This window comes from Bacillus sp. 01N42_2, assembly GCF_056399565.1.
In genome coordinates this window covers 269,851-284,043 of the sequence record NZ_JBFTRO010000005.1, presented here as the reverse complement: position 1 = coordinate 284,043, position 14,193 = coordinate 269,851, and the positions used below count along the sequence as shown (strand labels likewise).

17 protein-coding genes, 1 tRNA gene, 1 pseudogene and 1 riboswitch are annotated in these 14,193 nt (G+C 45.7%); of the genes and pseudogenes, 8 read left to right on the top strand and 11 right to left on the bottom strand.

The window, feature by feature from the left end; translation table 11 throughout:
- On the top strand, positions 1-261 hold a 261-nt coding region (locus tag AC1DN5_RS13740; RefSeq protein ID WP_441397062.1), incomplete at its 5' end, for a transposase.
- A 129-nt stretch (positions 262-390) separates the two neighbouring features.
- Here the strand turns inward: AC1DN5_RS13740 and AC1DN5_RS13735 are convergent.
- The 5 genes and pseudogenes from AC1DN5_RS13735 to AC1DN5_RS13715 form a co-directional block, all read right to left on the bottom strand.
- Positions 391-1,056: a hypothetical protein gene (locus AC1DN5_RS13735; protein WP_366969541.1), complete on the bottom strand. Its 666-nt coding sequence runs from the start codon at positions 1,054-1,056 to the stop codon at positions 391-393.
- A gap of 324 nt (positions 1,057-1,380) precedes the next feature.
- Positions 1,381-2,243 (bottom strand): annotated as a pseudogene (locus AC1DN5_RS13730) (peptidoglycan-binding protein); the annotation flags it as partial.
- A 319-nt stretch (positions 2,244-2,562) separates the two neighbouring features.
- Positions 2,563-2,635: transfer RNA gene (locus AC1DN5_RS13725), tRNA-Val, on the bottom strand.
- 136 nt (positions 2,636-2,771) lie between these two features.
- A complete protein-coding gene (gene metC / locus AC1DN5_RS13720) occupies positions 2,772-3,947 on the bottom strand; it encodes a cystathionine beta-lyase (protein WP_441397061.1) in 1,176 nt (391 codons plus the stop codon).
- Positions 3,940-5,061: a methionine biosynthesis PLP-dependent protein gene (locus AC1DN5_RS13715; protein WP_047478008.1), complete on the bottom strand. Its 1,122-nt coding sequence runs from the start codon at positions 5,059-5,061 to the stop codon at positions 3,940-3,942. The genes metC and AC1DN5_RS13715 overlap by 8 nt, the downstream gene beginning before the upstream one ends.
- A gap of 68 nt (positions 5,062-5,129) precedes the next feature.
- Positions 5,130-5,255: riboswitch (SAM riboswitch) on the bottom strand.
- 174 nt (positions 5,256-5,429) lie between these two features.
- Between AC1DN5_RS13715 and AC1DN5_RS13710 the strand changes: the two genes are divergently transcribed.
- The 6 genes from AC1DN5_RS13710 to AC1DN5_RS13685 all read left to right on the top strand — a co-directional run bounded on the left by AC1DN5_RS13710 (position 5,430) and on the right by AC1DN5_RS13685 (position 8,975).
- Positions 5,430-6,152 carry an esterase family protein gene (locus AC1DN5_RS13710; protein ID WP_016938189.1) on the top strand — a complete coding sequence of 241 codons (723 nt, stop codon included), beginning with the start codon at positions 5,430-5,432 and terminating at the stop codon, positions 6,150-6,152.
- 24 nt (positions 6,153-6,176) lie between these two features.
- On the top strand, positions 6,177-6,692 hold the full coding sequence (locus tag AC1DN5_RS13705; RefSeq protein ID WP_016938190.1) for a YjcG family protein: 516 nt from the start codon (positions 6,177-6,179) through the stop codon (positions 6,690-6,692).
- A 4-nt stretch (positions 6,693-6,696) separates the two neighbouring features.
- Positions 6,697-7,128, top strand: a complete 432-nt coding sequence (locus AC1DN5_RS13700) for a GNAT family N-acetyltransferase (RefSeq protein WP_366969542.1) — start codon at positions 6,697-6,699, stop codon at positions 7,126-7,128.
- A gap of 160 nt (positions 7,129-7,288) precedes the next feature.
- Complete coding sequence (locus AC1DN5_RS13695; protein WP_016938192.1) at positions 7,289-7,522, top strand: AbrB/MazE/SpoVT family DNA-binding domain-containing protein; 234 nt, start codon at positions 7,289-7,291, stop codon at positions 7,520-7,522.
- Positions 7,523-8,260 carry an ABC transporter ATP-binding protein gene (locus AC1DN5_RS13690; protein ID WP_016938193.1) on the top strand — a complete coding sequence of 246 codons (738 nt, stop codon included), beginning with the start codon at positions 7,523-7,525 and terminating at the stop codon, positions 8,258-8,260. It begins immediately after the preceding gene.
- The gene (locus AC1DN5_RS13685) at positions 8,253-8,975 is read left to right on the top strand and encodes an ABC transporter permease (RefSeq protein WP_366969543.1); all 723 of its coding nucleotides are present in this window, start codon (positions 8,253-8,255) and stop codon (positions 8,973-8,975) included. Before AC1DN5_RS13690 ends, AC1DN5_RS13685 begins: the two co-directional genes overlap by 8 nt.
- A gap of 41 nt (positions 8,976-9,016) precedes the next feature.
- On the opposite strand, the gene bla is transcribed toward AC1DN5_RS13685, so the two are convergent.
- Entirely contained in the window at positions 9,017-9,775 is a 759-nt protein-coding gene (gene bla / locus AC1DN5_RS13680; RefSeq protein WP_436627795.1) for a subclass B1 metallo-beta-lactamase, read from the bottom strand.
- A 58-nt stretch (positions 9,776-9,833) separates the two neighbouring features.
- Positions 9,834-10,088, bottom strand: coding sequence for a hypothetical protein (locus tag AC1DN5_RS13675; protein ID WP_366969545.1), 255 nt, complete (start codon positions 10,086-10,088; stop codon positions 9,834-9,836).
- A 120-nt stretch (positions 10,089-10,208) separates the two neighbouring features.
- On the opposite strand from AC1DN5_RS13675, the gene AC1DN5_RS13670 reads away from it, so the two are divergent.
- Entirely contained in the window at positions 10,209-12,494 is a 2,286-nt protein-coding gene (locus AC1DN5_RS13670; protein ID WP_047478015.1) for an ATP-dependent helicase, read from the top strand.
- A 66-nt stretch (positions 12,495-12,560) separates the two neighbouring features.
- On the opposite strand, the gene spoVIF is transcribed toward AC1DN5_RS13670, so the two are convergent.
- The 4 genes from spoVIF to AC1DN5_RS13650 all read right to left on the bottom strand — a co-directional run bounded on the left by spoVIF (position 12,561) and on the right by AC1DN5_RS13650 (position 14,064).
- A complete protein-coding gene (gene spoVIF / locus AC1DN5_RS13665) occupies positions 12,561-12,815 on the bottom strand; it encodes a sporulation-specific transcription regulator SpoVIF (protein ID WP_016938198.1) in 255 nt (84 codons plus the stop codon).
- 162 nt (positions 12,816-12,977) lie between these two features.
- A complete protein-coding gene (locus AC1DN5_RS13660; RefSeq protein WP_316100616.1) occupies positions 12,978-13,130 on the bottom strand; it encodes a YjcZ family sporulation protein in 153 nt (50 codons plus the stop codon).
- Between the two features lie 92 nt (positions 13,131-13,222).
- Complete coding sequence (locus AC1DN5_RS13655) at positions 13,223-13,420, bottom strand: hypothetical protein (protein WP_366969547.1); 198 nt, start codon at positions 13,418-13,420, stop codon at positions 13,223-13,225.
- 287 nt (positions 13,421-13,707) lie between these two features.
- The gene (locus AC1DN5_RS13650; RefSeq protein ID WP_015388440.1) at positions 13,708-14,064 is read right to left on the bottom strand and encodes a DUF1360 domain-containing protein; all 357 of its coding nucleotides are present in this window, start codon (positions 14,062-14,064) and stop codon (positions 13,708-13,710) included.
- Positions 14,065-14,193: the final 129 nt, after the last annotated feature.

The following is a 14,193-nucleotide window of genomic DNA, read 5'->3' as shown; positions in this document are numbered from 1 at the left end:
AACCGCCAGAAGGTCATCACCCGGCATGTATGGGAAGATCCTAAAGAAAAGGTCAAACAAAATCGCTTGTCTGTTTCAGGAAAAACCCTCTATAAAAAAAGAAAAGAAAAAATAGAGCGAAGCTTTGCAGATTCAAAACAGCTGCATGGGCTTCGCTATTGCGGGTTGAGGGGAAAACGAAATGTGAGTGAACAAGTTCTCCTCACAGCCGCATGCCAGAACATGAAGAAGATTGCCACATACCTAGCCAAGCAGGGCTAGGCATGTGGCAGTCTTTTTCAGTTTCAAAAACAGAAGAATTGATGTAGGAAGATGAATAAACAAAAAAGCTTGCAGAAAAAACATCGTTTTCTCTACAAGCTGACGCTCCTATATAGGAGCGTCGTTTTTTTAACCAAATAATTGTTCACACAAATCTTTTGCCCCAGCCCAGCTTATACCACCAGTTACTGCTGAACATAATACACCACATGCAATTGCTCCCCAGCCTCCTGTTACGGCTGTACAAGCAGCAATACAAGCAAACTTAGATCCTGTACCAAGAACTGCACCTACGATAGCACTACATAAACTTGATTTCTTAAAATCGGCAGACTTTCCTGAAACAAAATTTTCATCTATTTTATTTCCGTCTTTATCAATTGTAACAGAGTACTTTGCTCCTGATTCTACGTTAATGACTTCAGCTTTCACAGTCTTATCATCTAGTTTTTCAACTTTTTGTTTTAAAGTTACAAACTTTTCGTTATTAACGTCAACATAATACTGGTTATACTCAATCTTATCTTTGCTATCGCCCAGCTTTTCTGCGATAATTACAGCTTTGTCTTTATCATTTTCGACTACTGCTGCACTTTTTTTATCCAAAACTAAAGTGTTCACATTATTGTCTTTTAATATTTCAATAGTTTTATTTAGATCTTTTTTGGTAGGTGCTACCAAAGGATCTGTTTTCTCACAGGTTGGACACTTTTCCTCCGCTTGAGCTATTGACGTACTTCCGAACATTAGTGTTATCATAGTAATTGTTAACACTACAGCTAAAAGCTTTTTCATAGAACATCCTCCTAATCGTTTTTTACATTCTATATTTTACCAAACATCCTATTATATTGAATGGGTTTATTTCACTAAACTGGAATAGGAGTTTTGTCATGACCAAAAAATTCTCTAAATTATTAACAGTTGTTTTCGTGGTAACTTTAGTAAGTCAAATTGTATTTTATTCTCTAAATAAAGACTTTAATTTTTTCTCTTGGAACTTTATCTCAACCTTTATAGTTTACTTTCTAGCTTTATTAGTTTTATCTTTTTTTTCAATGATTTTTTATAACAAAAATAAATAACTCCCTCTCAGAGGGAGTTATTTATTTCATTTCTTTAGAGCTCAAGTTTCGCTTTGGTATCAGGCCCATAAATACCATCAGCTTTTAATCCATTCATCAATTGGAATCGCCTTACTGCCTCAGCTATCTTCGAGCCATATGCGCCGTCAATACCGAAATTCTTTGCATTCTTATCAGGGTAATAGTAGAGCGCCGCCAGCGCAGTTTGAATCTGTTTTACGGCCTCCCCCCGGGTCAACGGGCTTGTGACTTTAAAAATACCCGCTGGCAGGCGGAAGGATGATTTCTTGCCACCGGATGGTGAGCCGGCCGAATCTGTCAGCTTTATTACCTACCAACTTTAATTAGATTCGGATTCTTGATGCCGTTCAAGCTTTGCATGGTTTTCATGCTTACTCCTGTTTTCTCTACAATTACAGAAAGGACATCGCCTTTCTTGACGGTTTACGTCGCCCTGCTGGTCTTAGAATCTGTTTTTTGTGGTTTGGATGCTTTTTTACCTCCAAGGCGTTCAAGTTCTGCAGCGATGGCCGCTCATTTCATCCCAGCGCCCCTCATTTAAAATACGGTGCGGGCAGTATTTGCCATTCCAGTCCTGTTGCTTTCTGATCCTGTCAACGCCCCAGCCGCGCTCTTTGAGTAGTTGTGCCACAAACTTGATTGTCAACGCCTCTGCTGTCAGGTACCGCGCGTCACCTGACTTACTGTAGCAGATTTCTACCGCGATAGACTTACGATTCCCGATTCCGTTTGTGCCGTCGCCAGAGTGCCAAGCATTCCGGTTCAGTGGAATTCCCTAGAATCACTTCTAGGCAAAATGACAGCTCATCTATTCTGTTACCGGCCATATAACCGATTTTATTGGCGGCCGCATGCCGCATTTCCTGTATTGTGAATGATTTTCGGAGTGCCGCTGTATTTTTCATACAAAACTAAATATTCCGTTTTTCAAATACAAAAAAACAGCAGGATTAACCAGCTGCTGATCGTTATCACTTTAGCCGTTCAGTGATACGGAATTTCTGTATTTCTCTGTAATGAACAGGTTTCGGCAAAGACCGCCGCCTTAAAGGCGATGTTCACCTCCCTTGAAGTATACAGCGAATGTACTTCAAAATCGGCCCAAAAAAGCAGTTTCGTCCCCAACTCGATGAATGATGACAAAATCAATAAATAAGCAAAGTAAAAAACCCTTGCTATGCAAGGGTTTCGGCTATGATTCCGACTGGGCTCGAACCAGCGACCTCTACCCTGTCAAGGTAGCGCTCTCCCAGCTGAGCTACGGAATCATGATATGTATGTGTTGCTGGGTATGTTGTTGTCTCTCTGACATTTATAATTATATATCCTGCTTAGCCGTTCGTCAACACTTTTTTATCAAAAATAAAAAAAGGGGCGGCGCTCAATTGGCGCCGCCCTTTTCATTTATAATCTGACTTTGGCGGGAGTTATTTTTTTCAATGCCTGTTCGAAGTCGCGTTCTAAATCTTCGGCGTTTTCGACTCCGACGCTCAGGCGCAGAAGGCCGTCTGTGATGCCGCGTTTTTCCCTCTCCGCTTTCGGCATGGCGGCATGCGACATAGTTGCAGGGTATGAGAGAATGGATTCAACGGCGCCGAGGCTGACCGCAAATACCGGAAGAGATACATTTTCGACCAGCTTTTTGACGGCTTCTTTGCTTTCCAGTTCAAAGGACAGGACGGCGCCCGCTCCGCTTGCTTGCCGTTTATGGGTATCGGCTCCCGGGTGTCCGGCAAGGCCGGGATAGTAAACGTTTTTGACGGCGGGGTGCCCGTCAAAAAAGGCAGCCAGCCGTTCAGCCGTCCGGCTCGCTTTTTCCAGTCTGACCTGCAATGTTTTTAAGCCTCTCAATACGAGCCAGCAGTCCTGAACGCCGAGCACCGCTCCAAATGAGTTTTGCAGCTTATACAGCTGATTGCCGAGCTCTTCATCCTTGACGGCGGCAAGGCCTGACAGCACATCGCTGTGGCCGCTTAAAAATTTCGTCGCGCTGTGAAGCACGATATCTACGCCGAGATCAAGCGGCCGTTGCAGTGCAGGCGTCATGAAAGTGTTGTCAAGGTATGTCAGACAGCCGTGTTCTTTTGCCAGCTCGACGACGGCTTTAATGTCCGTGATGCCGAGCGTCGGGTTTGACGGTGTTTCCATATAGATGGCTTTCGTATTCGGCCGGATGGCGCGGGCAACCGCTTCTGTGTCCGTCATATCGACAAAAGTGTGTTCGATTCCGAAACGGGGCAGCACTTCTGTCACCATGCGGAATGTTCCGCCGTACACATCCTCCGTGACGAGAACATGGTCGCCTTGGGATAAGAGCAGAAACGCCGTCGAAATCGCCGCCATTCCGGAGCTGAAAGCAAAGCCTCTCGTTCCGCCTTCAAGACCTGCGATCGTTTCTTCAAGCGCTGTTCTTGTCGGTGTGCCGGAGCGGCTGTAATCATATGTCCCGAATTCTTCAAAGGAAGACTGATGAAATGTGGAAGCATGCTGAATCGGCACGCTGACGGCTCCGGTAGCTCCGTCAGTTTTAAATGGATTGTGCACGAGCTGGGTTTCCAGCGTCCAATTTTGATTACTCATATGACACGGCCCCCTCTTTTACTTGCTGTAATGCCTGCTTTACATCTCGCTTCAAATCTTCTGCATGTTCAATTCCCACTGAAAATCTGAGCAGGCGGTTGCAGACGCCGTTTGCGATACGGATATCTTCCGGAATGTCCATGTGCGTCTGTGTCGCGGGGTATGTAATAAAGCTTTCCACCCCGCCGAGACTTTCTGCGAAACAGATCGTTTTCAGCGCCTTTAAAAATGGATTGACCCATTCCTCTTTTTGCAGCCGGAAAGACAGCATTCCGCCTTTTCCGGGATATAACACGTCTGCGATTTCTTCTTCCTGTTCTAAAAATTCTGCAAGTTCACGGGCGTTTTCTTCATGACGCCGCATTCTGAGCCCGAGTGTTTTCATCCCTCTCATTAAAAGCCACGAATCAAACGGCGGGAGAACGGCTCCGATCGCATTTTGGTGATTAAACATGATGTCGCCGAGCTCTTCATCCTTTACGACAGCAAGACCGGCAAGGAGATCATTGTGCCCGCCTAAATATTTTGTGGCGCTGTGAATGACGATATCGGCTCCCAGTTCAAGCGGGCGCTGGATGACCGGGGTATAAAACGTATTATCGACAATCAAGAGCAGGCCGGCTTCTTTCGTAATCCGGGCGATTTTTTCAATGTCCGCCTCCTGCATTAACGGGTTTGTAGGCGTTTCAACAAATACCGCTTTCGTGTTTTCCGTTAATTTGGAGCGTAAACAGTCTTCATCGCTGAAATCATCGTAAATAAAGCTTAAGCCGTATTTTCTCCATTCATTTTCAAACAAACGGTATGTGCCTCCGTATAAATCGGAGGATACAATCAATTCATCCCCGCTTTTAAATAAAGCCATAATCGTTTGAATGGCTGCCATTCCGGAGCTGAAAGCAAAGCCTCTCGCACCGTTTTCCAACACGGCGATAGCGTCTTCAACGAGCTGGCGTGTCGGGTTTTTCGTGCGCACGTAATCAAAACCTGTAGATTCTCCTATTCCTCTATGCCGGTAAGCGGTGGACAGATAAATCGGCGGACTGACCGTTCCTGTTGCTTCTTCGCTTCTATTTCCAATTTGGGCTAATTTTGTTTCAACATGCTGCGTCATCAGTAAGCACCATCCTTTTCAAAAATAAAAAAGCTCCCTCTTCATAAGAAGAAGGAGCTTTTCTCTTCCTCTTATCTTCCAAGCATGTGAATCGCTTGCTGGATTTAGCACCTTGGCACTTTGCCTTCCCGCGGCAAAGCAAACCGGTTGCTGAGGTTTCAAAGGGCCAGTCCCTCCACCTCTCGTGATAAGAATATTGTTTTGTATTTTCTGATTGTTCTATATTAACGCACTATAAAATGGATTTCAACAACTTTTTAATTTTCTGAACTCTCGCAAGAAGTACATCTGAAGAAAGAAATTTCTAATAATTCATGGTACAATAGGGAAAAACCATCAAGACAAGAAGCGGCCTGGAGGAATGCGAAGTGGCACCGAAAACCGGAATCATTCATGAGAAAAAACTTTTCTCTCATGAGCTTGAAGAAGAAATGACCGTTTTGGTCTACCTGCCCAACACTTACTCCCCCCTGTATAAATATCATACGGTCATCGCCCAGGACGGCCATGATTATTTCAGATTAGGGAGAATCGGGCGGCAGGCGGAAGAGCTCATGTCAAAAGGGGAAATTGACCGCTGCATCATTATCGGCGTCCCATATAAAAATGTGCGGGAGCGAAGAAACACATACCATCCCGAAGGCTCTAAGTTCGCCTCATATAAACGGTTTATCGCAAATGAGCTCGTTCCTTTTATCGACAAAGAATACCCGACTTATCAAGTCGGATACGGCCGCACCATGATCGGGGATTCCCTCGGCGGAACCGTCTCGCTCATGACGGCGATTGACTATCCGAACATGTTTGGAAACGTCATCATGCAGTCTCCGTATGTTGACGGGCACGTGCTGGATGCCGTCCGGCAGTCGGAGGATCTCAAACAGATATCCGTTTATCATCAAATCGGAGAAAAAGAAACCGATGTCCACACGACGGACGGCCAGGTGCTTGATTTCACCGCGCCGAACGAAGAGCTCAAACAGCTGCTGGAAAGCAAACAGTCTGAATACACGTATGAAACCTTTGACGGGGATCATAAATGGACATACTGGCAGCCGCTCATCACGCCGGCGCTGAAAAAAATGCTGTAACCATTCATTAAGGAGGGAACTTTCATGAAATACGGTATTGTTTTATTTCCATCAAAAAAATTACAGGATCTCGCAAATTCGTATCGGAAACGCTATGACCCGAGCTACGCGCTCATACCGCCGCATCTGACGGTAAGAGATCCGTTTGAAGCGACAGAACAGGAAATCGAGCAGATCGTATCACAGCTGAGACAGACGGCGAAAGAGTCGCACCCGCTCGTTCTGAAGATCACAAAATACAGCTCGTTTTCTCCTGTGAATAATGTGATATATATGAAAGCGGAGCCGACGGAGGAATTAAAAACTCTGAGTGAGAAATGCTACTCAGGAGCATTGTCCGGTAAGCCGGAATACAGCTTCGTTCCGCATGTCACGGTCGGCCAGAAGCTGTCGTCAGATGAACATTCCGACGTACTCGGACAGCTGAAAATGCAGGACATTTCCCACGAAGAAGTCATCGACCGTTTTCACCTGCTCTATCAGCTGGATAACGGCTCATGGACTGTGTACGAAACATTTTTATTAGGCGGAGGAGAATAACTGTTTGGAAGCCATCGTTGCAAAAACTGAAAAACATCTGAACGACGCTTTTTTCGTCAGAAAAGAGGTCTTCGTTAAAGAGCAGCACGTTCCGGAAGAAGAGGAAATTGATCAATTCGAAGACGCGTCAGAGCATATTGTCATTTATGACGGCGGTCAGCCGGTCGGAGCCGGCAGATGGCGCTTGAAAGACGGGCGCGGAAAATTAGAGCGTATCTGCGTGATGCAAAGCCACCGCTCTCTCGGTGTCGGGGCCATCATTATGCAGGCGCTTGAAAAAGCGGCGGCCGCCCAGGGCGCCGGCAGCTTTATCTTACATGCGCAGACGCAGGCGGTTCCGTTTTATGAAAAACAAGGGTACCGCGTCACATCCGGCGAAGAATTTCTTGATGCCGGCATTCCCCACCTGGAAATGATAAAGGAACACAAACGATAAAATCAAAAGCACTCCTGCTGATATGGCAGGAGTGTTTTTTTTATGAAAATATTACTTTTTCATGAATTTTATTGAATTTTATGGAATGTTGATGTATGTTTAGTATACGAAGTATTACAATTCATACAAAAAATACAATTCACACAACGGAGGGATACACATGACAGCACCTAAAGGAAAGCATATATTCGGGACCGTTAAAGTTGGCACAAAAGGCCAGATTGTCATTCCTAAAGAAGCAAGAGATGTTTTTGATATAAATCCCGGGGACTCACTGCTTATGCTCGGGGATGACCAGCAGGGTATCGCACTTGTAAAACAAGAACTCTTTTTCGAATTTGCAAAAGATATTTTAAACGCAAAGCAAATTGACGCAGATGGCGAGGATGAGTAAATGCACGCGATTGAGCTGAAGCAATTAACGAAACATTATAAAGAAACCGCCGCCGTTGACCGTCTTGATTTTTCAGTTGAAAAAGGAGAATTTTTCGCTTTACTCGGTGAGAACGGAGCCGGAAAAACGACATTAATCAGCATGCTTTGCGGCCTCCTTTCTCCGGATGAAGGTGATGCATCAGTGCTCGGCTTCAGCATTTTGACTGATTTGGATAAAATTAAACCGAAAATGAATATATCTCCGCAGGAAACAGCCATTGCCCCTCATTTAACCGTGCGGGAAAACTTAGAGTTTATAGCTGGTGTCTACGGAATTCCAAAAAAAGAAGGAAAAAAAAGAACGGATGAGATGCTCGAATTGTTTCAATTAAAAGAGAAAGAAAGAGCAAAAACCAAAACATTATCAGGCGGAATGCAGCGCCGGCTCAGCATCGCCATGGGCATGATTACAAAGCCGGATATTTATTTCTTAGATGAGCCGACATTAGGGCTGGACGTCCGTTCACGCCGCGAGTTGTGGAAAAATCTTGAGGCATTAAAGGGAGACATGACGATTATTTTAACGACACACTATTTAGAAGAGGCCGAAGCCCTGGCAGACCGTATTTGCATTTTAGAAAATGGGACATTAAAAGCACTGGGTACGGCAGAGGCTCTGAAAAAGCAAACTCATTCAGCCACATTTGAGGATGCCTTTTTAGCGATTTGTGACGGGGAGGCGGGTCTTTATGCTTGATTTCGCCATACGCAACCGAAAAGAGATTTTTCGTGATCCCCTATCTATCATCCTTGGAATCGCACTGCCTGTTATTCTATTGTTTCTGTTTACGGCGATTGAGAAAAATGCGCCGCTTGACACCTTTAAAGTCCAGCATTTAGCACCCGGACTCATTGTTTTCGGCTTTGCTTTTCTTACGATGTTCTCTGCATTGCTGATCGCAAAAGACAAACAGACCGCCCTTCTGACCCGTTTGTTTGCTTCTCCTTTAAAAACAGCAGATTATGTTGTCGGTTATACACTGCCGATGCTGCCCTTAGCCGTTTTACAAATTGTCATTTGTTTTACCGCAGCAGCGGCTGCCGGTTTGTCAGCCGAATGGATCAATCTTCTCGCCGGTATCGCTGTACTTCTGCCGATTGCGATGATGTCCGTTTTCTTCGGTTTATGTTTAGGGGCTGTGTTTACGGACAAACAAATTTCAGGTATCGGAACGATTTATATAACACTCGTGCAATTTCTGGGCGGAGCTTGGATGGATGTCAATCTGCTCGGTGAGACGTTCAAACATATTGCTTATGCCTTGCCGTTTATCCACTCGATCGAGCTGGCTCAGGAAGTCATCTCCGGAGATTATTCTTCATTTCATCAGCATGTTTGGCCGATAGCGGGATATACCGTTTTGGCGCTTGCACTTGCTTTCCTCAGTTTTATAAAAATTAGGAAGAGATAAAAAAAGCCGGCACTCCGTAATGGGAGCGCCGGTCTTCTTTTTTACGTTTCTTTCAGAAGGCTTATCGTATGCGGCAGCAGACGATCATCCCCCGGGCTGCCGTGGCCCGGAACGACAATACTGATATCTTGATATCTTTTCATCACTTTGCGGACGGCTCGCGGCCAGTGGTCCGGGTAAAACCCAGGAGTAGGCACGATTTCCTTTGTTTCTAATGACTTGATTAAGCATCCGCCGAATAAGAGCTTATCCTCAGGCAGCCAGACGGTAATATTGTCTTCCGTATGCCCTTTTCCGGGATAAAACGTTTCAACTTTCATATCGCCAAACTGCAGCTTTGTCACGTTTTTCAAATCTCCGAGCGGGCGGTCATATCCCTGCTGCCGGGCGAAGTCGGCTGTCAGCTTCGTGCTGTGCACCTTTACGCCGTATGTATACAGGGTGTTCAGCCCGCCGATGCGATCGTGATGGGCGTGTGTCACAATGGCATCGGTCATCTTTTTACCGGGAAACTGCTGTTTTATTTTTGTCATTAATTGCTCTGTGAGACTGTCATTCCATGGCGTATCAATCAGTACGATTCCTTTGGACGTCTCAAGGAGCAATCCGTTCGCAGGGACGGGACTTCCGTCTGCCATGCCGGTGCTTGTATGCATCCAAACATGCGGCGCCAGCTGTGTGAGAGTGACATCTTTTGCTGCGGAGCCCGCTGATGCGTGCGCCGGTTTCATTCCGGCAATAAAGAGGCCGAATAAAAATAACCCCGCGATGAATAATGTAAACCTTCTCAAAAAAATCATCTCCTTCTTCATCTTTTATATATACGACTCAAAAAAACCCGGATATTTTCCGGGTTTTTCACACGTAGTGATTAATCAATCGGCCTTTTCCCATAATTTGCGGCAGACAGGAAAGAGAGCGCTTACGTTTTTCCTCATGTACGTTCTTTTCTGCGGCTGCGGTGTTTTCCTGGCGGCGCTCCACCTCTCTGTACATCCTGTCATTGGCGAGGGCGGCCGCTTTCGTAATGCCGGCGTAATCAGGCCTATAACCCGCTGTCCGGTTTGCGTATTGAGTATACTGCTGGTTTTGAATCCGTCCTGCATAAATCATATGTACCCCTCCCCTTCGCTTTTCATTTCCCTTAATCTTACTTTTTGAAACGCGGTTCTTTTGTTATGATATTCTTTGTCTATCAAATGGATGAACACCTTTTAATGGGAGGACCCCTTTTTGAAATGCGCCCGACTGAATAACCGAACGATACATTTACATACATATTCTAGAGAACATTACCAATTCCTTTTTGAAGAAGCTCAGAAAGGAAATATTTTTTGCGCACATTGTGACCAGCCCGTCTTCATGCGGCTTTCGATTTTAGAGCAGCCGGCATTTTATCACCGGCAAAAGGGAGACTTTACCGCCTGTGAAAAAGCATGCGCGGCCAAGGAGCCAAAAGCGGAGAAGGAAAAGGAAGAGTATAAGGAAGCCGGCATGTTCCGTCTGCCGAAAGGAAAAGCGATTTCAGAGAATCCGAAACCGATCGTCTCAGAATGGAAAAGCCCGAAAAAAGTGCCTGCAGCCGAGCCGTTTTCACCAATATCTGAAGCAGCTGATACATCTTTGTTTCCAGGTATCGGACTGAACCGTGAACAGATGCGGGCAGTCACAGAAACCGACGGGCCCCTGCTGGTGCTCGCCGGAGCGGGAAGCGGAAAAACGAGGGTGCTGACAGCCCGCGCCGCCCATATGATTGAACATCTCGGCATTTCACCTGAGAACATGCTGCTTGTGACCTTTACGACAAAAGCCGTCGCCGAAATGAAAGAGCGGATGGCGACTGAATACGGGCTGGCAGCCGGCAAAGTCTCCCGTCTCGTGACGGGAACATTCCACAGCTTTTTCTATAAAATACTGTATCATTTTGATTCTTCAAAATGGAACGGCAGCCAGCTTCTAAAAATGGAATGGCAGAGAGAGCAATATGTAAAAAAGGCGCTCTATGAAGAACATTTGGATGAAAAAGAGTTTCCCGTCGACCAGGCGCTTCAGCTTATCGGCTGCTGGAAAAACACGTACCTCCCCCATGAGGCAATTCCGCTTGCGGATGACTGGGAGAAAAAAGTATACAGGCTCTATGAACATTATGAACGGCAAAAACGGGAAAATCGGCAGTTTGATTTTGATGACATGGCTCAAGGCTGTTATGAGCTGTTAAAAAGCCGGCCTGATATTCTCGCACAGTATCAAAACAGATTTTCTCATATTTTGATTGATGAGTTTCAAGATATTAATCCTGTACAGTATAAAATTATGCAGCTGATCGCAAGCCCTGAGAATAACCTGTGCTGCGTGGGGGATGACGACCAATCCATTTATGCGTTCCGCGGCAGCAGCCCGTCTTTCATCCTTGATTTTCAGAAAGACTATCCGGCAGCAACAACCATTTACTTAACGGCAAATTACCGCTCGCCGCATCCGATCGTCTCAAGTGCTCATACCGTTGTAAAGAAAAATAAAAAACGGTATGAAAAAACACTTTCTGCCGTCAAAGACAGCGCTCACGATCCCGTGATGTTTTATCCTTACGATGAGGAAGAAGAAGCGACCATGATCGTTTCGGATATAAAAGAGAAAATTCAAAACGGTGCGAGCCCTGGCGATTTTGCCGTGCTCTACCGGACAAACAGCGCCGGGCGGGCCATTTATGAAAGACTGCATCAATCATCAATCCCTTACCATGCCGACAGGGGTGTGCAGACATTTTACAGCCGCAGAATCGTCCGGCAGATCCTCGCCTACCTATACGCGAGCCAGAATGAGGATGATACGGATGCAGTGAAAGATCTGCTTCCGGCCTTATTTTTAAAGCAATCCGCCCTGCAAACGCTAAAGGCGCTGTCAATCACAGAAGATTGCACGATGATTAAGGCGCTGACGAAACTGCCTGACCTGAAGCCGTTTCAAATAGGGAAAATCAAGCAGATCGTTCCGTTTTTCGCCAGCATCCGGACAATGAAGCCCGTTGAAGCCATCACCTTCGCCGAAAGCAAAATGGGCTTTTCCGAGTATTTAAAAAAACGGGGCAATGAAGGAAACAAGCTGGAAAAAGGCTCTGATGATCTCCGGGATGTCAAAGTGGCCGCCAAAAAATTTAAAACCATTCCGGATTTTCTTGCGCATGTCGATCATATGCGCGCCGCCGAGAATCTGAAAACCGATGAAAACGGCGTCGAACTGATGACCATTCACCGCTCAAAAGGTCTTGAATTCAATACGGTCTATATTTTAGGCGCGGCTGACGGCTCGATCCCCCATGACTTCGCGCTTGAGACGGCGAGACAGGGCGATCCCGCTCCGCTCGAAGAAGAAAGACGGCTTCTGTACGTCGCAATGACAAGGGCCATGCAGCATTTATATGTATCATGTCCCGCGAACAGACGGGGGAAAACAGCGCGCAGTTCAAGATTTCTCGAGCCTCTTCTTCGGACGGACAGACGGAGCGCACTCAGAATATAAAGAGCCCGGCAGATCACTGCCGGGTTCTTCTCACATAAAAAGGCCTTCAATAAGGCCGGCTGACGCCTATTTTTTGTCCATCATTTTAGAAATGGTGCCAAAATCAAGTTTCTCTTTACCGCTTGTAATTGATTGAACGATTTTGTCTTCCAATTCTTTCGGTACACGTTTGTTAGCCAGCTGGGATACCTTCTGAATGACACCTCTCACCGTGTTTTCATCTTTGAAATTTGCATTTTGCAATGATCCCGCGAGGTTCATGACATCCTTCATGCTGACGCCTGTTTTCTTCTCAATATTTTTAAAAAATTGATTATCCATGTTGTGCCTCCTTTTTGTGGAGTAATACGATATTGTATGAGCAAAGGGCGGAACATGTGCCCGTAAGACAACGGAAAATTCCGCATACCCTGTTTTCATACGCCTTCATACATCAGGCAAGCACGGGAACGATCCCGCGCTTATCCTGGGTCTAGCTAAGGTTTAGCCGAAAAAGGATGCACCGACAATGATCAAGAGGATGAACAATACGACAACAAGAACAAATGTTGAGCCGTAACCGCCTCCGACATAGCCGCCACCGTATCCGCCGCAGTAGCCGTAGCCACCTCCGAATCCGCCATATCCGAATCCCATACTTAAGCACCTCCTTTACTCTCTATACTCTATGTGATGAGACTTGTTTGGCTTGGATAAATGCATAGGGCCGATGCGGATTTCATTTCATTTTATTGAGAATGCTCATTTTTCTTCAGTTTTGCTTCGGTTTCAGCGGCAAACACATCTATCCATTCCTCGAAGCGCAAACCGGCTTCATCAAACTCTGACAGCTGCTTTTCAATAGATAAGATATGTTTGTTATGCCCCCGCTGATTTTGATTGTGTCTGCGGTATTTTCCATTGATCAACGCTTCAAATATATTCATAACATCCCCTCCTCCTATGATCTATGCGGAACAGGGGCCGGTGTTCGGCAAAAAACAAAAAAACCGGTATCCCCGGTTTTTTTAGAAAACGGCTATCTCGGTTTTTTCTTTTGGCCGCAGCCGCAGCCTTTCTTTTTAATTTTTTTTTCGTAAGGCTGATACTCAGTGGATTTGTATGGAGTGTTTTGGGAAGGTTTGCTTGATTGATTCATGTTGATCCTTCCTTTCCTTATGTCATATATACCATTTTATGCAGAAAATAATGGTAAGTTGCTGATGGAACCGCCTTATTCCTGGAGAAGACGCGAAACCGCAGCTTCAATGATCCCGGCCGCGCCGGCTATGGCTAAAAGTAAAATCAGCCATTGCGCAGCCTCGGGAATCACAATCTGCGCCGCAATTAAAAAGGCGGCGCACCATACGCCCGTACACCAGTAACAGCTGAGCAGTTCACCGATAAAAGCCCTGATGCCTTTTCCTTTTATGACAATATAGGTTTCTGTCGTGCCGTCTGGTGCGGTTTCTGTTTTTTCCTCATGAAAAAGGCTCCGGAGCGGCGCCATTATAGTGTCAAATACGAAAAGCCTGGCCAGCCGAAAAACGGCAAACGATAACAGAATAAATGAAAGCCAATTGATAACCACCTGTTCACTCCTTTTTAAAACTTGACCTCTTAATATATATGCGAAAACCCTGTTCTTCATGAATCGCACCTTGTCCGGGAAAAAAATAGGTGCAGTTTAGTTGTTTTTCTTATTCCGCTCGGCGTTTCA